At 62.6% G+C, this 20000-nt stretch carries 19 protein-coding genes; 8 read left to right on the plus strand and 11 right to left on the minus strand.

Features of this window, described 5'->3' with window-relative positions:
* The first annotated feature begins 76 nt into the window (after positions 1-76).
* Entirely contained in the window at positions 77-1348 is a 1272-nt protein-coding gene (locus ACFY68_RS00385; RefSeq protein WP_387522480.1) for an Hsp70 family protein, read from the plus strand.
* A 121-nt stretch (positions 1349-1469) separates the two neighbouring features.
* Here the strand turns inward: ACFY68_RS00385 and ACFY68_RS00390 are convergent, their stop codons facing one another.
* The 3 genes from ACFY68_RS00390 to ACFY68_RS00400 form a co-directional block, all read right to left on the minus strand.
* A complete protein-coding gene (locus ACFY68_RS00390) occupies positions 1470-2477 on the minus strand; it encodes an AI-2E family transporter (protein ID WP_387522482.1) in 1008 nt (335 codons plus the stop codon).
* A 70-nt stretch (positions 2478-2547) separates the two neighbouring features.
* The gene (locus ACFY68_RS00395) at positions 2548-2832 is read right to left on the minus strand and encodes a PsiF family protein (protein ID WP_387522484.1); all 285 of its coding nucleotides are present in this window, start codon (positions 2830-2832) and stop codon (positions 2548-2550) included.
* Between the two features lie 63 nt (positions 2833-2895).
* Positions 2896-3684 carry an AraC family transcriptional regulator gene (locus ACFY68_RS00400; RefSeq protein ID WP_387522486.1) on the minus strand — a complete coding sequence of 263 codons (789 nt, stop codon included), beginning with the start codon at positions 3682-3684 and terminating at the stop codon, positions 2896-2898.
* 132 nt (positions 3685-3816) lie between these two features.
* Here ACFY68_RS00400 and ACFY68_RS00405 point away from each other — a divergent pair, with 132 nt between their 5' ends.
* Positions 3817-4710, plus strand: coding sequence for a DMT family transporter (locus tag ACFY68_RS00405; RefSeq protein ID WP_387522488.1), 894 nt, complete (start codon positions 3817-3819; stop codon positions 4708-4710).
* Here ACFY68_RS00405 and ACFY68_RS00410 read toward each other — a convergent pair.
* Positions 4691-5581 carry an alpha/beta fold hydrolase gene (locus tag ACFY68_RS00410; RefSeq protein WP_387522490.1) on the minus strand — a complete coding sequence of 297 codons (891 nt, stop codon included), beginning with the start codon at positions 5579-5581 and terminating at the stop codon, positions 4691-4693. The two genes, ACFY68_RS00405 and ACFY68_RS00410, sit on opposite strands and share 20 nt — an antisense overlap.
* Positions 5582-5704: 123 nt before the next feature.
* Between ACFY68_RS00410 and osmE the strand changes: the two genes are divergently transcribed.
* Positions 5705-6046, plus strand: a complete 342-nt coding sequence (osmE, locus tag ACFY68_RS00415; RefSeq protein WP_346614780.1) for an osmotically-inducible lipoprotein OsmE — start codon at positions 5705-5707, stop codon at positions 6044-6046.
* Between the two features lie 48 nt (positions 6047-6094).
* On the plus strand, positions 6095-6625 hold the full coding sequence (locus ACFY68_RS00420) for a ferritin-like domain-containing protein (RefSeq protein ID WP_346614781.1): 531 nt from the start codon (positions 6095-6097) through the stop codon (positions 6623-6625).
* A 135-nt stretch (positions 6626-6760) separates the two neighbouring features.
* Here the strand turns inward: ACFY68_RS00420 and ACFY68_RS00425 are convergent, their stop codons facing one another.
* On the minus strand, positions 6761-8827 hold the full coding sequence (locus ACFY68_RS00425; RefSeq protein WP_387522492.1) for an AsmA family protein: 2067 nt from the start codon (positions 8825-8827) through the stop codon (positions 6761-6763).
* 342 nt (positions 8828-9169) lie between these two features.
* Here ACFY68_RS00425 and ACFY68_RS00430 point away from each other — a divergent pair, with 342 nt between their 5' ends.
* The 3 genes from ACFY68_RS00430 (at position 9170) to ACFY68_RS00440 (ending at position 11570) form a co-directional block, all read left to right on the plus strand.
* A complete protein-coding gene (locus tag ACFY68_RS00430; protein WP_387522494.1) occupies positions 9170-9667 on the plus strand; it encodes a phage infection protein in 498 nt (165 codons plus the stop codon).
* A 122-nt stretch (positions 9668-9789) separates the two neighbouring features.
* Positions 9790-10422, plus strand: coding sequence for a TetR family transcriptional regulator (locus tag ACFY68_RS00435; protein WP_346614784.1), 633 nt, complete (start codon positions 9790-9792; stop codon positions 10420-10422).
* 50 nt (positions 10423-10472) lie between these two features.
* A complete protein-coding gene (locus tag ACFY68_RS00440; RefSeq protein ID WP_387522496.1) occupies positions 10473-11570 on the plus strand; it encodes an AGE family epimerase/isomerase in 1098 nt (365 codons plus the stop codon).
* A 228-nt stretch (positions 11571-11798) separates the two neighbouring features.
* Here the strand turns inward: ACFY68_RS00440 and ACFY68_RS00445 are convergent, their stop codons facing one another.
* The 6 genes from ACFY68_RS00445 to ACFY68_RS00470 all read right to left on the minus strand — a co-directional run bounded on the left by ACFY68_RS00445 (position 11799) and on the right by ACFY68_RS00470 (position 18266).
* Entirely contained in the window at positions 11799-12566 is a 768-nt protein-coding gene (locus ACFY68_RS00445; RefSeq protein ID WP_387522498.1) for an SDR family oxidoreductase, read from the minus strand.
* Positions 12567-13171: 605 nt separating this feature from the next.
* On the minus strand, positions 13172-13888 hold the full coding sequence (locus ACFY68_RS00450; RefSeq protein WP_346614786.1) for an ABC transporter ATP-binding protein: 717 nt from the start codon (positions 13886-13888) through the stop codon (positions 13172-13174).
* Entirely contained in the window at positions 13885-14760 is an 876-nt protein-coding gene (locus tag ACFY68_RS00455; protein WP_346614787.1) for an ATP-binding cassette domain-containing protein, read from the minus strand. The genes ACFY68_RS00450 and ACFY68_RS00455 overlap by 4 nt, the downstream gene beginning before the upstream one ends.
* Positions 14757-16058, minus strand: coding sequence for a high-affinity branched-chain amino acid ABC transporter permease LivM (gene livM / locus ACFY68_RS00460; protein ID WP_387522501.1), 1302 nt, complete (start codon positions 16056-16058; stop codon positions 14757-14759). The genes ACFY68_RS00455 and livM overlap by 4 nt, the downstream gene beginning before the upstream one ends.
* Before the next feature lie 2 nt (positions 16059-16060).
* The gene (locus ACFY68_RS00465; RefSeq protein ID WP_016501863.1) at positions 16061-16975 is read right to left on the minus strand and encodes a branched-chain amino acid ABC transporter permease; all 915 of its coding nucleotides are present in this window, start codon (positions 16973-16975) and stop codon (positions 16061-16063) included.
* Between the two features lie 154 nt (positions 16976-17129).
* Positions 17130-18266 carry a branched-chain amino acid ABC transporter substrate-binding protein gene (locus ACFY68_RS00470; RefSeq protein ID WP_387522503.1) on the minus strand — a complete coding sequence of 379 codons (1137 nt, stop codon included), beginning with the start codon at positions 18264-18266 and terminating at the stop codon, positions 17130-17132.
* A gap of 525 nt (positions 18267-18791) precedes the next feature.
* Here ACFY68_RS00470 and pncB point away from each other — a divergent pair.
* Entirely contained in the window at positions 18792-20000 is a 1209-nt protein-coding gene (gene pncB / locus ACFY68_RS00475; protein ID WP_387522505.1) for a nicotinate phosphoribosyltransferase, read from the plus strand.

Below are 20000 nucleotides of genomic sequence, written 5' to 3' on the forward strand. Positions count from 1 at the left end.
GCAGACGACCGGTCTTGATTCTTGAGCCAAGTGGCATAAACTGCGCGGCCGTTTTGCCTCCGGAAGCCCTTTTCCCATGTCTGACGTATCCCCGGCCCGTGCCCTTGGCATCGACTTCGGCACCTCCAACTCCACGGTCGGCTGGCACCGCCCCGGCGTCGAGTCGCTGATCGCCCTGGAGAACGGCAAGATCACCCTGCCCTCGGTGGTCTTCTTCAATATCGAAGAACGTCGCCCGGTGTACGGCCGGCTTGCGCTGCACGAATACCTCGAAGGCTACGAAGGCCGCCTGATGCGCTCGCTAAAGAGCTTGTTGGGCTCCAAGCTGATCAAGCACGATACCAGCGTGCTGGGCAGCGCCCTGCCGTTCAAGGACCTGCTGGGCATGTTCATCGGCGAGCTGAAGAACCGCGCCGAAACCGCCGCCGATCGCAGCTTCGACCAGGTAGTACTGGGCCGCCCGGTGTTCTTCGTCGACGAAGACCCGGCTGCCGATCAGGAGGCCGAAGACACCCTGGCCGAAGTGGCGCGCAAGATCGGTTTCAAGGACGTGTCGTTCCAGTACGAACCGATCGCTGCGGCGTTCGACTACGAGTCCGGCATCAGCCGTGAAGAGCTGGTGCTCATTGTCGATATCGGCGGTGGTACCTCGGACTTTACCCTCATCCGCCTTTCCCCCGAGCGGCACAATGTGGCCGAGCGCCAGAGCGACATCCTTGCCACCGGTGGCGTGCACATCGGCGGTACCGACTTCGACAAGCAGTTGAGCCTGCAGGGCGTGATGCCGCTGTTCGGCTATGGCAGCCGGATGAAGAGCGGCGCGCTGATGCCCACCAGCTACCACCTCAACCTGGCCACCTGGCACACCATCAACGCCCTGTACTCGCAAAAATCGCAGCTGGCCCTGGGCAACATGCGCTATGACATCGAGGACACCCTGGGTATCGACCGCCTGTTCAAGCTGATCGAGCAGCGTGCCGGCCACTGGCTGGCGATGGAAGTCGAGGCCAGCAAGATCGAGCTTACCGACCACGAAACCCGCCGTATCGACCTCGGCCGCGTCGAGCGTGAGCTGGGCGTGGACTTGACCCGTGCGGTATTCGAAGGGGCCATCGAAGGGCTGCTGGAGCGAGTGCGGGCCAGCGTGACCGAGTTGCTGGCCAAAGCCGGCGTGAGCGAAGGCCAGGTCGACACGGTGTTCTTCACCGGCGGTTCGAGCGGTATTCCGGCCCTGCGCAACAGCGTGGCGGCGATGCTGCCGAATGCGCGGCATGTGGAAGGCAACATCTTCGGCAGCATTGGCAGCGGGTTGGCGATCGAGGCGCGCAAGCGTTACGGCACGCTCTGAATCTGCGTCAGCTTCATCGCCGGCAAGCCGGCTCCCCACAGGGATAGCACAAGCCTGAGGGCGGTGTCATTCCTGTAGGAGCCGGCTTGCCGGCGATGAGGCCGGTACTGGCCCCCTAACCTCAGACCAGCTCAGCCCGCCGCAACTCACTCTTCAGGTAGGCATAGTAGACCGGCCCCGCCACCACTCCCGGCAAACCGAACGCCGCCTCGAACACCAGCATCGCCAGCAACAGCTCCCAGGCCTTGGCACTGATCTGCCCGCCGACAATCCGCGCGTTGAGGAAGTACTCGACCTTGTGGATAACGATCAGATACCCCAGCGCCGCCGCCGCCACCCAGATCGACAACGACAGGCCGACGATGGTGATCAGCGTGTTGGACATCAGGTTGCCGATCACCGGCAGCAGCCCCAGCAGGAAGGTCAGCACGATCAGCGTCTTGGTCAGCGGCAGGTGCACGCCGAACGACGGCAGCACCACGGCCAGGAAAACACCGGTGAACGCGGTGTTCAGCAGGGAGATCTTGATCTGCGCGAAAACGATGTTGCGAAATGCCTGAACCAGCAGGCTCAGGCGCTCGAACAGCGCTGCGGCCAGCGGCTTGCGTCGGGAAATGTCAGGGATGCGCTGCAGGGCGATGATGGCCCCGAGGATCATGCCGATCAACAGGGTGACGAACATGTGCGCCATGCCCTTGCCGACCAGCTGCAGGTCGCTCAGGTGGCTCTTGATCCAGTCACCGATGGCCACCTTGAACTCGGCGGCACTGGCCGGCAGGTAGCCTTCGATGAAGGGCGGCAACTGGCCACGGGCACGCTCGACCAGGGCCATGAACTTGTCCAGCGAGGCGCCAGGGTTCTCCGCCTCATGCAGCAGGAAGCTGAACGCACCGGCGATCAGCAGCGCCAGAGTAATCACCACGAGCGTGCCAAGCAGCGCCACCGCCAGCCAGCGCGCTCGCTGGCCGGCGATCAGCGGTTGCAGCCGCGGCGTGAGCATGTTGACCAGTTCGAACACCAGCAGCCCGGCCAGCAGGCTTGGGAGCAACTTCATGGGGAGTGCCAGCAGAAGCCCGGCCATCACGATGATCAGGCTGGCAAGGGTAATCTGGCGGGGGGTGAAGGTCATACAGCCTCGGCGGCAGACAGCGGAAAGACCCGCAGTCTGCCAGCCTTCGACCGACAGGCATAGGCGCAGGTCATTTCTTCTTCAGGCAGTCGCTCATGTACGCCTTGCGCTCGTCGCCCTTGAGCGCCTTGGTGGAAGCATCGGCGTTGCAGGTCTTCATCTTTTCCTGCTGGGTGGCCGGCACGCTCTTTTTCAGGCAGGTGCTCATGAACGCCTTGCGCTCATCGCCCTTGAGCGCCTTGGCCGAGGCGTCGGCATTGCACGAAGTCATCTTTTCCTGCTGCGCGGTGGCGGCGAATCCCTGCGCGCTGAACAACACAGCCAACACCAGCAATGGCATTTGCAGCATCTTCATGGAGTGGTCTCCTTGGCTCCGCGCCCGATGCACGGTAGTGCACGTCAGTGTAGACAAGAATTTTTACACTCCCGCCCGGGCCTGGCGCCGGTACTGCTCCGGCGTGCACTGGGCCTGGCGCTGGAACATGGCGATGAAGGCCGAGGCGCTGCTGTAGCCGAGGTCGAAGGCAATCGCCTGGATTGGCTCGCCCGCCTCCAACGCTTCGATGGCCCGCAGAAACCGCAGGCGCAGGCGCCACTCGCCGAAACTGATGCCCAGCTCCCGCAGAAACTGCCGAGCCAGGGTGCGCTCGCTCACGTGCACCCGCGCTGCCCATTCGGCCAGCGGGCGGTTGTTGCCCGGCTCGGCACCCAGGGCATCAAGCACCTGGCGCAGGCCCTCGCTGTGGGCGAAGGGCAGGTAGCAGGTCTGCGTCGGCGCCAGCAGCAGCTGGTCGAGCAGCACCTGCACCAGGCGCTGGTCGCGCTCGCCCTGTGCCACTTTCAGGTCACGCCGGGCGAAGTCGCCGAGGATCGCCTTGAGGATATCGCTGATCACCAGGCTGCAGGGCTGCTGCGGCAGCTCGTTGCACAGGCTGCGGTCCAGGTAGACCGAGCGGTAGACGATGGCCTGGGGGTTGTAGCAGCCATGCTCGGTGCCCGGTGGTACCCAAACGGCGTAGTGCGGCGGCGAGAGGAAGCGCTGGCCGTCGACATCCAGGTGCATGACGCCGTGGGCCGTGTAGTTGAGCTGGCCCCAGGCATGCCGATGAGGTGCGCTATGGGTGTCGGCGCCGAACTCGTCATGGCGAAAGTACACTGGCGCCGGGAGCTGGTCGAACTGGGGGATGTCGAGGTATTTACGCGGCATGCTGTCTGCTTCAAGGGGCAGGTTGTCTGGATACGAGTATAGGCGTGCGGACAGACAACGGATAATAGTGTGCTATCGGGTGCTGCTTGGCAGCCCCAGGATTACTGTCTTCCCCCAGAGCATCACCTGAACATGAATTACCTCTTCCCCCTCACCGCTATCCTCATCTGGGCCGGCAATACCGTGGTCACCAAGCTGTCCGCCGGTGCCATCCACCCTGCCGAGATCGGCTTTTACCGGTGGCTGCTGGCCGGGCTGCTGTTCACCCCGTTCCTGCTGCCGGCCGTGTGGCGCAACCGCGCGGCCATCCGCCCGCACTTGGGCAAGATTGCCGTGCTCGGGGTACTAGGCATGGCGATCTACCAGAGCCTGGCGTACTTCGCCGCCAGCATCACCAGCGCCACCAACATGGGCATCATTCTGTCGCTGATGCCATTGATGTCACTGGCACTGTCCATCGCTTGGCTGGGGCAGCGCCTGAGCTATGGGGCGCTGGCCGGAGCCGTGGTCTCGTTCGTGGGTGTACTGGAAGTCGTCTCCGCAGGCCAGCCGGGCATCCTGCTGGAACAAGGCCTGAACAGCGGCGACCTGCTGATGCTGGTGGCCACCCTGGCTTACGCGTTTTATAGCTTCCTGCTGAAAAAATGGCAGTTGCGCTTGCCGCCTTTGCAGCTGCTGTATCTGCAGGTAGTGGTGGCGATCATCGTGTTGTTGCCGCTGTTCCTGCTGTCGGAGAAGACCGGCCTGAACGTTCACAACGCCGGCCTGGTGCTGTACGCCTGTGTACTGGCCTCGATGATCGCGCCGCTGGTGTGGATGCAGGCCGTGCACCGCCTAGGCCCCAGCCGCACGACGCTGTTCTTCAACCTGCTGCCACTGGTGACCGCACTGATTGCTGCTGCGGTACTCGACGAACAACTGGCGAGCTACCACCTGGTCGGCGGCCTGCTGACCCTGGTCGGGGTGATCCTTGCCGAGCGCTGGACCACCCCGGTGCTTGGCAAAATTACAGCCCCGCAGCTTTGAGCCGGGCGGCATGTTCGGTAAACAGGCGCACCGGCTCGGCGCCCTTGCCCACCGCGCCCAGTGACTGGTTGACGATGTCCAGGTGATCGAGCGGGTAGTTGTCACCGATCACCTGCCCCAGATGTGAACTGAAGCGGCCGACCATGCCGTCGCAATGGCCTTTTTCCTTGACGAAGCTGCGAGCGAACAGGCGGCAAAAGCGGTTGCTGCCGTCAAAGCGATTACGGCCTTGGTCGGTCAGGCCGGGCTGCAGAGTGCCTGACCAGGAGTAGTAGCGTACGCCGCTGACCTGGGCCGGCCCTTGACCGCCCCAGGTTTCGGGCAACCCCTGTGGATAAGCCTGGTTGAACAGCGCCACTCCGGCGCTGGTCAGCGCCTGGTGCGAGGCGTGCACGTCGATCGGCAACGGGTCGCGCCGCCAGCCGGTTTCAAGCCACACCAACAGCACCGCCAGGCCGTGCAACACGGCCTTGAGGATGCGCCCCTGGGGTGAGTCGCCCGGTGCCGTACGCTCCAGGTGGTCGGCCAGTTCCGAGCCATGGTTGGGCCCTGCCACTGACGTCACCGACGCCACCCGGTCAGGCCGCCGGGCAGCGGCATAGCGCGCGTCCAGGGCGCCCTGGCTATGGCCGATCAGGTTGACCTTATCGGCTCCGGTGCGCTGGCAGATGTCTTCGATGATCGCCAACAGTTGCTCACCGCGCACTTCGCTGCAATGCAGCGGCGAGACCTGCACGGGGAACACCTGCGCCCCGCCCTTGCGCAGGGCTGCCACGATGCCGAACCAGTAGGGGTACAGCAGCACGCGGACAAAACCGAGCATGCCCGGCACCAGCACCAATGGATATCGCGTGGCCAATTCCCGCTGCATAGCCCCAGCCCCTTTCCGTGGACGACCGGTGAACACTACAGGGGCTTTGATGACCATCGCAATCGAACTCCTGACTCGCCGCGCGGTTCCAAACCAGACAGACCCTGAGCAAGGAGCGGGACCATGTACAAGCAGACCCTGGCAATCCTTCTGGCCAGCGCCACCCTGGCCGCGTGCGGCAGCCACCCGGAAAACCCTGTGGACTACGCCACCTACCGCGACCAACCGCTGGTCAAGCAAGTGGAGAACGGCATGACCATGCAGAAGGTCATCGCCATTGGCGGTAGCCCGTCGAACGTGATCGACCTGCCACACGGGGGCACCTGCAACGACTACATCCTCAACCGCGATGGCCACCAGCAGGCTTACTACGTGCGCTTCGACGCCACCGGCCATGTCGATGCGAAGGGCTTCAAGACCTGCAAGCAACGAGAAGAGGACAGCGAAGCCGTACACGGCGCGTGAGCCTACGCCACACCTTGACCACCCGTCCCTGATCTTTTGGAGATAACCATGAGCAACGTTGAACTGACCGATGTGCAAACCCTGCGCAATCGTGCCCGCCAGCACGTAGAGCAAGGCGCGGTGACCGAGGGTTACCACGCCAACCGCGATGAAATCCTGCGCCTGCTCAACGAGTCGCTGGCAACTGAGCTGGTCTGCGTGCTGCGCTACAAGCGCCACTACTTCATGGCCAGCGGTATCAAGGCGAGCGCTGCTGCCGAAGAGTTCCTCGAGCATGCCAACCAGGAAAACGAGCATGCCGACAAGCTGGCCGAGCGCATCGTGCAGCTGGGTGGCGAGCCGGACTTCAACCCGGACAACCTGACCAAGAATTCCCATGCCCAGTACGTGGCGGGCAGCAACCTTAGGGAAATGGTGCTGGAGGACCTGGTAGCCGAGCGCATTGCGATCGACAGCTACCGGGAGATCATCCAGTACATTGGTGACAGCGACCCGACCACGCGGCGCATCTTTGAAGACATCCTGGCGCAGGAAGAAGAGCACGCGGACGATATGGCCGACCTGCTGCAAGGGCTGTAATTTTTGGGGGCGCGCTGCGCCCCATTCGCAACACAAGGCCGCTCCCACAGGTTCACCGCTAAGTTCAAAGTTTGCGGAGTACCTGTGGGAGCGGCCTTGTGCCGCGAATGGGCCGCAAAGCGGCCCCCCCTTGCACTATTTCTTGCTCTTCACCGTAGCTGGCGCTTTGCCAGCCTTCATCTGCTGCAGCAACGGCGTGCACTGGTTAGGCTCATCGCCACTGCTCGGCGCCACCAGCGCCAGCAGCCCCGCCGCCGGGCCCGCAACTACCCCAAGCGCCACCATCCCCGCCCCGCGCAACGCCAGCGGCAGTGCCTGCACACCGGCACTCGGCTTGGCAAACGCCCCGCGCACATAAAGTGGCGAACGCAGCGAGAACAGCCGCACACCTTTCGACTCCGGGGTGATCTTCAGGTCCAATTGCTCACTGGCAAAGTTGGCCGTGCCATTGATGTAGATGATCGCGTTCTCGGTATCGAAGATGAACAGGCGGGTTGTCGCCAGGCCGTCCTTGATCCCGACATCCGCCGCTGCGCAGTTGATCTGCACATCTTCGTCGCCGAACAGCTTGCCGACTACATAGTTGCCCACGTTCAACCCGGCGATCTCCATCAGGCTGCGGCTTACCGCCCCATCGTTGATCAGCATGCGCAGGTCGCCATTGGCCGTGCCCAGCAGCGCGGCCACCGAGTTGCCGCGGCCACTGATGTCAGCATCGCCGTTGAGCTCGCCAAAGCTGGTCTGCATCGGCGCAAAGGTTGGGAACAGTTGCTTGAGCTTGAAACCACGCGCAGTCAGTCGCGCCCTGCCTTGCAACGGCACACTGCGCCCGTCCAGGCGGATCCTCGACGCCAGGTTACCCCCGGCCACGCCAAAGCGCAGTGGCTCCAGGCGCAACAGGCCGTCTTCGAGAATCACGTGGGCCGACAGGTCGTTGAACGGCAACTGTTCACTGTGGACGATGCGCTTGCCAGCAAACTCGACGTCGGCGTCCATGGCGCGCCAGCGTTCGGTGCGGAATTCTTCCACGGGCAGCACCTTGCCTGCCGGCTGCTTGCTGGCACCGCCGCGGGCCTTCTGTTCGGCGTTGGAATCGGCGCCGATCAGCGGCGCCAAGTCCTTGAACAGCAGCTGGTTGGAGACCAGCTTGCCGGAAAGCTTGGGCCGTGGCTGGCTGGCGACAAAGGCCAGGTCACCGTGAATATCGCTGTCGCCGATCTTGCCGTTGAAGCCCTGGTAATTGAAGGTGGCGCCTTCGGCCGCATGCAGGTTGGCGGTGAGGTGGCCGTCGGTTTCATAGGCTGGGGTGTCTGGCAGCGTGACGCCCGTCAATGGGTAGAGGTTGCCCAGGCTAGCGCCGGACAGGCGCAGGCGAAGGTCCAGGGCGCCAAAGTTGCGCGGGTCGGTCAGGGTGCCCGCGAGCACCACGTGGGTATCGGCAATCCGCACATCAGCCTGCAAGGGGAACGGCTGGGTGGCATCCTGCAGCGCCAGCAGGCCGCCGATCTTGCCCGTGCCGGAAACCGCCTGGCCCTTGTAGCGGCCCTGGGCCTTGAGCCCGAAAGCGTAGTCCTGGGTACCGCTGGCCTTTTCCGCACGGGCCTTGCCGACGATATCGCTGAACGGGATCGGTTTGCCCAGCGGGTCGATCTGCACCTTCATGCTGGTTTTCAGCGTCTGGTCGTCGAAGCTGACATTGCCCTGGTCAAAGCCGATGGCGCCGATATCCAATTGCCACTTGGAGGGTTCTGCGTTCTCGTCCTTGGGGCCGAAATCGAAGGCCCAGTTGGCGCGCCCATCAGCCAGGCGAGTGAGGCTGGCGGTGGGTTTCACCAAGTCGATGCGGGGGATGACGATCTGCTGGAATACCAGCGGCAGCGGCGCCAGGCGGAACTGCACACGCTCCAGGCCGACCATCTTCGGCTGCTTGAGCCACTCAGGGTTGCCCAGGGTAAGGTCTTCGGCAATGAAATGCGGCCACGGCACCCAGGCGCGCCATCCACCCTCTTCGGGCTCGGTACGCCAGTGCACGGCGAGGTTGCCATTGATCGCGAAGGGCCGGTGCAAGGCTTCGGAGACCTTCTCGTTGAGCAACGGCTTGACGCGGTTCCAGTCGAAAGTGGCGATTACCACCACCAATATTGCCAGCAGGGTCAGCAGGCTGGTTAAGGTCCAGACGAGGATTCTGGCGGGACGCGTCATTGCGTGATTCTCCTGACGGCTTGGCGCAAAACGGGCGCAACAAGGGCACTCATTGTTTCGGACTGATGAAAACCCTCTGGGTTTTATCGATTGCGGCCATGATAGCGAAGTTTTTCCTGGCTCCCGGCTCAGCTTTCCCTCGTGACGGATGCATCGCACACCAGGGGCACGCTACTGGCAAACAGCCACGCACCACCCCGAAATCTGCACCCTAGAGCGCTCGCGGTGCGCTATCAATAACGTCGATTGTTACCATTACCCGTATGAACTTCTCTCTGGCGTTACCGGGCGTAGCATTGGCTCCGTACCCACTTTCCAGCCCCCGAGAGGAGCACCGAAATCATGAAACGCCACCTGCTGACCCTGACTCTGTCCCTTCTTGCTGCCAACGCCTTCGCCTTGCCAGCTGCCGACCAACACCTGACTGCGGAATCGCGCTCCAGCGCCGCTGAAATCGCCCAACCGTTGAAAACCGTTGCCGAAGGTGGCGCCGAGCGCCTGCAGGAACGCGCTGGCCGTGTTGCAGAAGGTGGCTCGGATCGCCTGATCGAACAAAGTGGCCGCGTTGCCGAAGGCGGCTCTGATCGCCTGATCGAACAAAGTGGCCGCGTTGCTGAAGGCGGTTCGGATCGCCTGATCGAACAAAGTGGCCGCGTTGCCGAAGGCGGCTCGGATCGCCTGATCGAACAAAGTGGCCGCGTTGCCGAAGGTGGCTCGGATCGCCTGATCGAACAAAGTGGCCGCGTTGCTGAAGGTGGTTCGGATCGCCTGATCGAACAAAGTGGCCGCGTTGCTGAAGGTGGCTCGGATCGCCTGATCGAAATCAGCCGTGTGAGCTGATAACCATGGCCGAAAAGAACAACTTGCAGCTTTGCGCCTGTTCCCCTCCAAGCCCGGTCCATTGACCGGGCTTTGTTTTTTTAACTAGAGTGCCCAGCTTCACTGTCACAGAATCCTGCACCATGCTGCCGCGCGCCGAACAGAAGCTACAGACCCGCCAGGCCCTGCTCGATGCGGCTTGCCAGCTCATGGAGAGCGGCCGCGGCTTCGGCAGCATCAGCCTGCGCGAAGTGGCCAAGGCCGCCGGCATCGTGCCCACCGGTTTCTACCGGCATTTCCCCGACATGGACGCACTGGGCCTGGCCCTGGTGGCCGAAGTCGATGACACCTTCCGCCAGACCATCCGCCTGGTGCGGCACAACGAATTCGAACTGGGCGGCATTACCGATGCCTCTGTGCGTATCTTCCTCGACGTGGTCGCCGCCCACCGCGCGCAGTTCCTCTTCCTCGCCCGCGAGCAGTACGGTGGTTCGCAGGCGGTACGCCAGGCCATCGCCCGCCTGCGCCAGGGCATCAGCAACGACCTGTCCACAGACCTTGCGCGCATGAAACGCTGGCAGCACCTGGACAACGCGGCCTTGGCGGTGATGGCCGACCTGGTGGTGAAGACGGTATTTGCCACCCTGCCCGAACTGATCGATGACCCGCAACAAGGTTATCCACAGGCGCTGAGCGCGCGCGAGAAGATCACCCAGCAATTGCGCTTCATCTTCGTCGGTGCGCGGCATTGGCAGGGCCTGGGCAACCCGGGCTGAAGCGCAGTTCTGCTACCATGGCGCACTGCCCGATTGTGACGAGCGCATTCATGTCCGACCCCCGCCCCACTCTGCCCGAACTGGCCCGCTTCAACCAGCACTTCGCCGAGCGCATCGTGCCGCTGTGGCAAGGCCCGGGCTGGAACGCCGAAATGGCCCTGCCCTACGAGGCGCTGGATGCCCAGCACCGGCCACTGCCCGTGCAGCGCTACCGGGCTATGGCCTGCGCACGCCAGTTGTACCTGTTCAGCAGCCGCATCGAGCAACCGGGCGCGGCAGAGCGGGCAGCGGCGCTGTTCCGCTCACTGCAGCAGCATTTCCACGACGCCGAACACGGCGGCTGGTTCTACAGCATCGATGCCGACGGCAAACCGCTGGACCGGCGCAAAGACCTCTACACCCACGCGTTCATCGTGTTTGCCTGCGCGCATTACTGGGGCAAGGTACGAGAAGGGTTGGTGGAATCGGCGCTGAATGCAGCGTTGGAGATCGTCAGCGAGCAGTTCGCCCGCGATGATGGCCTGTACGAGGCGAGCCTCGGTGAAGACTGGTCAGACCTCGGCAGCGGGCCGTTGCAAAACCCGCAGATGCATTTGGCAGAAGCCTTTTTACAGGTCATCGCCGTGCGTGATGATAAGGGCGTGCAACAGGCGTTGCTGGCGCTGTGCGAAGCCCTGCAGGCGCACTTCATCGAACCGCAACATGGCCTGATGCTGGAGAAACCGCGTGGCGCTGTGGATAACTGGTTCGAGCCGGGGCATCAGTTCGAGTGGTTCTACCTGCTCGAAACCTCGACGCTGCTGCGCGGTACGCCGCTGCATGCGTCCATCGACCGGGCATTCGGCTATGCGCAACAGTACGGTGTGAAGCATGCCGCCGTGCTGGCGATGCTGGATGTGGATGGCAAGGTGATCGACGCCACCCAGCGGGTCTGGGCGCAGGCCGAGTATCTTCGAGCGCTGGCGTTGCGTCCGGGAAGCGAAGCGAAGCTTGCTGAGCAATTGCAGGCAATGGAACAACGGTTCCTGCATGAAGGTGGCTGGTATGAGTGCCGGGATGGTGAGGGCGCCGTCAGCCGGCATGACATGCCTTCGACTACCCCCTATCACCTTGCGACCTGCCTGGAAGGCTTGCAGCGCCTGGGCTGACGTATCCGCCGGCAAGCCGGCTCCCACAGGTGTTGCGGCGCCGCTTACTCCTGGGAGATTACCCAGCCCTTCAGGCTGCGCTGTCGAGCAGATAACAAAGCCCGCGAGCGCGCCGCATACCCTGTGGGAGCGGCTTCAGCCGCGAAGCAGGCGCCGCGGTGGGTGGCACCGGCTTCGCCGGTGTTCGCGGCTGAAGCCGCTCCTACACGTGTGCTATCAGCTTTCGCATCAGCCCTTGGCCGAACGGTCGATAGAGAACCCAGCCCAGTCCTGGCTCACCGGCATCAACTCGAGGCTGTTGATGTTGATGTGCGCCGGCTGGTTCATGATCCAGAAGATGGTTTCGGCAATGTCCTGCGGCTGGATTGGCTCGGCACCCGCGTAGGTCGCGTCGTACTTGGCCTGGTCCCCACCGAAACGTACCAGCGAGAATTCGCTCTCGCACAGCCCCGGCTCGATGTTGCTGACGCGTACGCCCGTGCCGCGCAAGTCGCAGCGCAAGCTCAGCGAGAACTGGCCGACGAATGCCTTGGTGCCGCCGTATACGTTGCTGCCCGGATATGGGTAATTGCCCGCCACCGAACCCACATTGAGGACCGACGCCCCACGGCCGTGGGCGATCAGGCGTGGCAGCAGCAGGCGGGTGGTGTACATCAGGCCCTTGATGTTGGTGTCGACCATGGTTTCCCAGTCGTCCAGGCTGCAGTTCTGCGCCGCATCCACGCCCAGCGCCAGGCCTGCGTTGTTGACCAGGCCGCGCAGCTTGTCGAAGCCGGCCGGCAGGTTGGCGATGGCCTGCTCCATGGCCTTGCGGTCACGCACATCGAGCACCAGGCCATGCACCTCGGTCTTGGCCGACAGTTCGGCGCACAGGGCGTCCAGGCGCTCCTTGCGGCGACCGGTGAGGACCAGCTTCCAGCCGGCGTCGGCGAACAGGCGAGCGGTCGCCTCGCCAAAACCGGAAGTCGCGCCAGTGATGAATACGGTGGACGTCATGCTCTGTTCCTCGCAGTGAATTGTCGTCGGCAGGGTTTGCAGCATGCCCGCGCCTGGCGCTGTCAGCAAGCCGCTCAATGATATGGTCATTTTTTGTACATTATCCGCAAAGCCCCGTGGCAGAGGCCTTGGCGGTAGCTATGCGCATGTTATCCACAAGCCTTTCCCCACGGATTGGGGGCAACTTCGCCTGGTAGCGGAACCCTTTCAGCGTAATGCGGTCTCCTTCGACCTTTGAAGTGATGGCTCAAGGCTTTCAAGCATGCCGCCTGCAGCGGTCTGTCCAAGGGTTTTTCACAGAGTTATCCACAGAAGTATGGCGCGGTGCCAGGCGATCCTTGCTGTGTAGAAAACACTCAGAAAATCATCCACAAGGGCCTTATGATCAAATTATGATCAAACCTATGCAGCCATTGAATTCAAAGGGGTGCAGCGACATGCCACCATGTTTTCCACAGGCGGCTCCACATTATCCGTGGAAAAGCACAGCCTGTGGAAACAATGGCTTGCGAGGGGAATGTGGAGAGCTTCGGGAAAGATGTGCGACAAGTTGTCCACATGTGCATCAACGCCAGGGGAGCAGCCTGCGCTCCCCTGGGTATAACTCAGTGCCCGCCGAGGTAAGCGTTGCGCACCTCTTCGTTTACCAGCAACTCCTGCCCTGTGCCGGTCATGCGGATCTGCCCGTTGACCATCACATAAGCCCGGTCCGACAGCTTCAAGGCATGGTTGGCGTTCTGTTCCACCAGGAAAATGGTCATCCCCGTCTTCGCCAGTTCGCGCAGGGTGGCGAAGATCTGCTTGACCACGATCGGCGCCAGCCCCAGCGACGGCTCGTCGAGCAGCAGCAGCTTGGGCCGGCTCATCAGTGCGCGGGCGATGGCCAGCATCTGCTGCTCACCGCCGGACATGGTCATGGCGCGCTGGTTGCGGCGCTCCTTCAGCCGCGGGAACAGCTCGAACATGCGCTGCATATCCTCGTTGGCATATTTGTCGCCGATTGGGATGGTGCCCATCATCAGGTTTTCCTCGACGGTCATGTCGGGGAACACCCGGCGGCCTTCCGGCGACTGGGCAATGCCGTTGGAGGCGATGTAGTGCGATGACTTGCGAGTGATGTCGGTGCCTCGGTAGACGATATGCCCAGAGGACGCGCGCGGCTGGCCGAAAATCGACATCAACAGCGTCGACTTGCCAGCGCCGTTGGCGCCGATCAGGCTGACCGTCTCCCCTTCGTTGATGTGCATCGAAACCTTTTTCAGCGCCTGGATCGGCCCGTAGAACACGTCCAGGTCCTGCAGTTCGAGAATGGGTGCAGTCATACCAGTTCCTCTTCGTCAGCACCCAGGTAGGCGGCGATCACCGTCGGGTTGTGGCGGATATCCTGCGGCGCGCCTTCGGCGATCACGTTGCCGTGGTCGAGCACGACAATGTGGTCGGAGATACTCATGACCATGCCCATGTCGTGTTCGATCAACACCACGGTGATGTCGTGCTCGTCACGCAGCACGCGGATCATGCGGCTCAAGGCCTCGGTCTCCTGCGGGTTGAGGCCGGCAGCCGGCTCGTCCAGGCAGATGATCTTTGGCCGCGTGCACATGGCCCGGGCAATTTCCAGGCGGCGCTGCTGGCCGTACGACAACTCGCCGGCCAGGCGGTTGGCGCAGTCGACCAGGTCAACCACTTCAAGCCAGTAGAAGGCGTGGTCCAGGGCGTCACTTTCGGCCTTGCGGTAGCCCTTGGTGTTGAGCACACCTGCCAGCAGGTTGCGGTTGACCCACATGTGCTGGGCCACCAGCAGGTTTTCCACCACCGACATTTCCTTGAACAGGCGAATGTTCTGGAACGTGCGCGCCAGCCCGGCGCGGTTGACCAGGTGGGTACCGCCGAACATCTTGTAGTACATGCGGTTGGCAAAGCGCGCCGGCGACACGAAGTCGGCAGCCCGGAAGCGCTCGCCGAGCAGCTGGATGACGTTGGTGTGGTTGCCGCGCACGTTCAGCTCGATACGCCCCCCGCTGGCCTTGTAGAACCCGGTCAGGCAGTTGAACACCGTGGTCTTGCCGGCACCGTTGGGGCCGATCAGGGCGAAGATCTGGTTGCGCTTGACCTTGAGGCTGACATCGCTGAGCGCCTTGATGCCGCCAAACTGCATCATCAGGTTGTCGACCGAGAGAATGATTTCGTCGCTCATGGCGCCACTCCTTTACGCGGGACCACACCGGTACGGCTGATGCGGATCAGCCCACGCGGTCGCCAGATCATCATCAGCACCATCAGCACGCCAAACAGCAGCACGCGGTACTCGGAGAAGCTGCGCAGCAGCTCGGGCGCCACGGTCAGCACGAATGCGGCAATCACCACACCCACTGTTGAGCCCATACCCCCGAGCACGACGATGGCGAGGATCAGCGCCGACTCGAAGAAGGTGAACGAGGACGGGTTGACGAAGCCCTGGTAGGTGGCAAAGAACACCCCGGCCAGGCCGGCGGTGGAGGCACCGAGGGTGAAGGCCGAAAGCTTGACCAGCACATGGTTCAGGCCCATCGAGCGGCAGGCGATTTCGTCTTCGCGCAGCGCTTCCCAGGCGCGCCCGACCGGCATGCGGGTGAGCCGGTGCTTGATGTACAGCACTGCCAACACCACCAGGAACAGCACGGCGTAGATGAACACGAACTTCAGGTTGGCGTTGTAATCGATGCCGAGGAACTCGTGAATCGGCACCCCGCCATCCTTGGCCCGGCGGCCAAACTCCAAGCCGAAGAAGGTCGGCGACGGTGCCGGCATGCCGTTCGGCCCGCCGGTGAACGACAACCAGTTGTTCAGCACCAGGCGGATGATCTCGCCAAAGCCCAGCGTCACGATCGCCAGGTAGTCACCGTGCATGCGCAGCACCGGGAAGCCGAGTATGCACCCCGCCAGCGCCGCAGCGATGGCCGCCAGTGGCAGCACGCTCCAGAACCCCAGGCCAAGGTACTGATACCCCAGCGCCAGGCCGTAGGCGCCGATGGCGTAGAACGCCACGTAGCCCAGGTCGAGCAGGCCGGCCAGGCCGACCACGATGTTCAGCCCAAGGCCCAGCAGCACGTAGATCAGGCCGAGGATGACCACAGTCAAAAGGTACTTGTTGGCGAAGATCGGGAAGACGATGGCAATCACCACCAGCGCAGGGATGATATAGCGCAGCCGCGACTTGTAGCCCGGCGCGTTGACATGCACGCCCGAGCCACCGCTGTCGAAGCCTTGCAGCATGCGTTTGCCCGCTGCGCTCTGGAAGTACAGGCTGAGCAGAAAACGCCCGACCATCACCCCGCCGACCAGCCAAGCCACGCGGCGCGGTTCGGCATTGAAGGTGTAGCCATCGAGCACCACGCCGACGACCGGGCCAAACACGATAAGTGCCAGCAGGCCGGCGACGATCGTCTCCAGCAGGCTGCGTTTGAGATCGAAACCGTTGGTTTCGGCAACAGGAGCAGTTTTGGCAGTGGACATGTTCACACCTTAGCCACGAGCGGGCGACCCAGCAGGCCTTGTGGGCGGAAGATAAGGATCATCACCAGCAGCGAGAAGCTGAACACGTCCTTGTAGTCGGAGTTGATCAGGCCAGAGAACAGCGACTCGGAAATACCCAGGATGATCCCGCCAAGCATGGCGCCAGGTAGTGAGCCGATGCCGCCGAGCACTGCGGCGGTAAACGCCTTGATGCCGATGATGAAGCCGGCATAGAAGTCGAAGGTGCCGTAGTTCATGGTGATCAGCACGCCGGCCAGCGCGGCCATCACCGCACCGATGACGAACACGTAGGAAATCACCCGGTCGGTGTTGATGCCGAGGATCGAGGCCATCTTGCGGTCTTGCTGGGTGGCACGGCACATGCGGCCGAGCTTGGTGTACTTGATCACATAGGTCAGCAGGCCCATGCCGACGAATGCGGCGATCAGGATGAAGATCTTGGTGTAGGTCAATTGCACGAAGCCGGTGCCCACTTCGACGCGCCAGGCCCCTTCGAGCAGGGTCGGTACGCCTTGCTGGCGGGCGCCCTGGCTGATCTGCGCGTAGTTCTGCAGGATCAGCGAGATGCCGATGGCACTGATCAGCGGCGCCAGGCGGGTGGAGTTGCGCAGGGGTTTGTAGGCGATGCGTTCGATGGTGAAGCCATAGACGCCCGTGACGACGACGGTGAACAACAGCGTCCCCAGCATCAGCAGCGGGAACGATTCGACGCCGAAATAGGCCAGCAGTGCCAGGCTGATTGCCGCGAGGTACGCGGAAATCATATACACCTCGCCGTGCGCGAAGTTGATCATGCCGATGATGCCATAGACCATTGTGTAGCCGATGGCGATCAGGCCATAGACCGACCCGAGGGTAAGGCCGTTGACCAGTTGCTGCAGGAAAATACCATCCATAACGCAATCTCACCTGAGTGAGACTGCACAGGCGCCGACCACGGCAGGCCACGGATAAAGCGGCCCCCGCAGTGCAGAACCGTGCAGATCTCCGAATAAAGACAGGTACCGCAGGGGCATTGGCCCGGGCCTGCGCCCGGGCGGGCTGCCGTTGTTATTTTTGTTTTTCCAGCTGGTGGTACTTGCCTTCCTTGTCCCACTGGTAGACCACGTAGTCGGACACGGTCAGGTCGCCCTTGCTGTCCCACTTCTTCTCGCCCATCACGGTCTGCACCGGGTTGGCCTTGAGCCACTTGGCGGCGTCTTCGCCCTTGTTGGATTTGGAGCCATTGAAGGCTGCGGCCAGCGCTTGTACCGAGGCGTACGCATACAGGGTGTAGCCCTCAGGCTCGGTACCGCCTTTGCGGAACTCTTCCACCACGGCCTTGCTGTCTGGCAGCAGGCGTGGGTCGGCGCCGAAGGTCATGTACACGCCATCGACGTACTGCTTGCCGCCGGCGGTGGACACCAGCTCGTCGGTGACGATGCCGTCATCGGACATGAACTTGACGTCTTTGAGGCCCTGCTCGCGCAACTGGCGGACCAGCGGGCCGGCTTCTGGGTGCAGGCCGCCGAAGTAGACCACGTCGGCACCGGTGGAGCGGATCTTGGTCACCACGGCGCTGAAGTCTTTCTCGCCACGGGTCAGGCCTTCGTACAGCACCGGCTTGACGCCGCGCTTCTCGAGCTGCGCCTTGGTCGCATCGGCCAGGCCCTGGCCGTAGGTGTCCTTGTCGTGCAGCACCGCGACCTTCTTGCCCTTGAGCACGTCGACGATGTAGTCACCGGCCACGATGCCCTGCTGGTCGTCACGCCCGCACATGCGGAACATGGCGCTCAGGCCCCGTTCGGTCACTTGTGGGTTGGTCGAGCCCGGGGTAATGGCGATGATGCCCGCTTCGTCATACACCTCGGACGCCGGAATGGTGTTGGAAGAACAGAAATGCCCTACCACGCCGATCACCTTGTCCTGGTCGGCCAACCGGTTGGCCACGGCCACGGCCTGCTTCGGTTCGCAGGCGTCATCGCCTGCCACCAGGACGATTTTCTCGCCGTTGACGCCACCGGCGGCGTTGATCTTGTCGGCCGCTGCCTGCGCACCTTTCATGTACTGCTCGCCAAACGCTGCGTTCGCCCCGGTCATGGGGCCCGCGACACCGATCTTGACGTCGGCCTGAACATACGAAGAAACACCCAGTGCCGTTGCCACGGCCAGTGCCAGGAAACCTTTCTTGTAAAACGTCTGCGACATGAGGTGGTGCTCCTAGAGTTTTTTTTGGTTGGCACTACAACTTCTCAGCCCTGTGCTCCGAGCAAGGGCCGTGCCATTGGTTTTGTCTTCCGGGAAAACACACTGTGCGGGAGGCAGCGAGGCGACCGACGGCCTTTTCTTTATTGAGCGTGCAACCGTCTGCCACGCGGCAGGCGCCACCACACGTACAGACAAGGAGCAACCGCCCTGTGCCATCATTGCAACCCTGGCAAGTGTTTACGTGCAACCTCCCTGTAACAGCCGACGTCACCGAAGTGCACACCGCTGGTGCGCGACTGCTACAGGCAGCACTGTTTCAAGGCTAGCTGGTGCACGAAAAAACACCTGTTTTGCCTGTTATGGCCCCATCGCCGGCAAGCCGGATCCCACAGGATGTCTGCATGACTCAGAGGTTATGATGTAGCCGAGTGAGTCGGCTTGCCGGCGATGAGGCCGGTACAGACACATCAAAATCGAAAAGGCTGGCACAATGGCCGCCATTCGCCGCTTCCGGAGCCACCCTTGATGAGCGAGAGCGCATTCGCCGAGCGCATCGTGCACAACCTGCTCGACACCGACTTCTACAAGCTCACCATGATGCAGGGCGTGCTGCACAACTACCCCGACGCCGACGTGGAATGGGAATTTCGCTGCCGCAATGGCGAGGACCTGCGCCCCTACCTCGGTGAAATCCGCAACCAGCTCGAACGGCTCAGCGAACTCACCCTTGATGATGGCCAGCTGGCCTTCCTCGAACGCATCAGCTTCCTCAAGCCCGACTTCCTGCGCTTTCTGCGCCTGTTCCGCTTCAACCTGCGCTATGTACAGCTCGGCATCGAGAACGACCAGCTCAGCCTGCGCCTGAAAGGCCCCTGGCTGCATGTGATCCTCTTCGAAGTGCCGCTGCTGGCGATCATCAGCGAAGTGCGCAACCGCCACCTGCACCCGCGCATGCGCCTGGCCGAGGCTCGAGACCAGCTGTACCGCAAGTTCGACTGGCTGCAGGCGCATGCCAGCGCCGACGAGCTGGCTGAACTCCAGGTGGCTGACTTTGGCACCCGTCGACGTTTTTCCGGCCGAGTGCAGGAAGAAGTGGTGCGGGTGCTACGCGACGACTTCCCTGCACGTTTCGTCGGCACCAGCAACGTCGACCTGGCATGGAAACTGGATATCAAGCCGCTGGGCACCATGGCCCACGAATGGATCATGGCCCATCAGCAGCTGGGCCCGCGGCTGATCGACAGCCAGATCGCCGCCCTCGACTGCTGGGTCCGCGAGTACCGCGGTTTGCTCGGCATTGCCCTGACCGACTGCATCACCATGGATGCCTTCCTCGGCGATTTCGACTTGTACTTCGCCAAGCTGTTCGACGGCCTGCGCCATGACTCAGGCGAGCCGGTAGCCTGGGCGGAAAAGGCCATCGCCCATTACCAGAAGCTGGGCATCGACCCGATGACCAAGACCCTGGTGTTTTCCGATGGCCTGAACCTGACCCGTTCGCTGGAAATATTCCGTGCCCTGCGCGGGCGCATCAACGTCAGCTTTGGCATCGGCACCAACCTGACCTGTGATATCCCTGGCGTGGCGCCGATGAACATCGTGCTTAAAATGACCGACTGCAACGGCTCGCCGGTGGCGAAGATCTCCGACGAAGCCGCCAAGACACAGTGCCGCGATGAGAACTTCGTCGCCTACATGCGTCACGTATTCAAAATCCCCAGCAGCAAGGAGTAA

The organism is Pseudomonas sp. NPDC012596 (genome assembly GCF_042902325.1).
Lineage (GTDB): Bacteria > Pseudomonadota > Gammaproteobacteria > Pseudomonadales > Pseudomonadaceae > Aquipseudomonas.

Coding starts and splice junctions, on each gene's coding strand:
- ACFY68_RS00445 (WP_387522498.1), bottom strand. CDS start 12,566: ATGACGTCCACCGTATTCATCACTGGCGCGACTTCCGGTTTTGGCGAG.
- ACFY68_RS00455 (WP_346614787.1), bottom strand. CDS start 14,760: ATGAGCGACGAAATCATTCTCTCGGTCGACAACCTGATGATGCAGTTT.
- ACFY68_RS00470 (WP_387522503.1), bottom strand. CDS start 18,266: ATGTCGCAGACGTTTTACAAGAAAGGTTTCCTGGCACTGGCCGTGGCA.
- livM (WP_387522501.1), bottom strand. CDS start 16,058: ATGTCCACTGCCAAAACTGCTCCTGTTGCCGAAACCAACGGTTTCGAT.
- ACFY68_RS00440 (WP_387522496.1), top strand. CDS start 10,473: ATGTCCGACCCCCGCCCCACTCTGCCCGAACTGGCCCGCTTCAACCAG.
- ACFY68_RS00430 (WP_387522494.1), top strand. CDS start 9,170: ATGAAACGCCACCTGCTGACCCTGACTCTGTCCCTTCTTGCTGCCAAC.
- ACFY68_RS00425 (WP_387522492.1), bottom strand. CDS start 8,827: ATGACGCGTCCCGCCAGAATCCTCGTCTGGACCTTAACCAGCCTGCTG.
- ACFY68_RS00450 (WP_346614786.1), bottom strand. CDS start 13,888: ATGACTGCACCCATTCTCGAACTGCAGGACCTGGACGTGTTCTACGGG.
- ACFY68_RS00400 (WP_387522486.1), bottom strand. CDS start 3,684: ATGCCGCGTAAATACCTCGACATCCCCCAGTTCGACCAGCTCCCGGCG.
- ACFY68_RS00410 (WP_387522490.1), bottom strand. CDS start 5,581: ATGCAGCGGGAATTGGCCACGCGATATCCATTGGTGCTGGTGCCGGGC.
- ACFY68_RS00385 (WP_387522480.1), top strand. CDS start 77: ATGTCTGACGTATCCCCGGCCCGTGCCCTTGGCATCGACTTCGGCACC.
- pncB (WP_387522505.1), top strand. CDS start 18,792: ATGAGCGAGAGCGCATTCGCCGAGCGCATCGTGCACAACCTGCTCGAC.
- ACFY68_RS00435 (WP_346614784.1), top strand. CDS start 9,790: ATGCTGCCGCGCGCCGAACAGAAGCTACAGACCCGCCAGGCCCTGCTC.
- ACFY68_RS00390 (WP_387522482.1), bottom strand. CDS start 2,477: ATGACCTTCACCCCCCGCCAGATTACCCTTGCCAGCCTGATCATCGTG.
- ACFY68_RS00420 (WP_346614781.1), top strand. CDS start 6,095: ATGAGCAACGTTGAACTGACCGATGTGCAAACCCTGCGCAATCGTGCC.
- ACFY68_RS00405 (WP_387522488.1), top strand. CDS start 3,817: ATGAATTACCTCTTCCCCCTCACCGCTATCCTCATCTGGGCCGGCAAT.
- ACFY68_RS00395 (WP_387522484.1), bottom strand. CDS start 2,832: ATGAAGATGCTGCAAATGCCATTGCTGGTGTTGGCTGTGTTGTTCAGC.
- osmE (WP_346614780.1), top strand. CDS start 5,705: ATGTACAAGCAGACCCTGGCAATCCTTCTGGCCAGCGCCACCCTGGCC.
- ACFY68_RS00465 (WP_016501863.1), bottom strand. CDS start 16,975: ATGGATGGTATTTTCCTGCAGCAACTGGTCAACGGCCTTACCCTCGGG.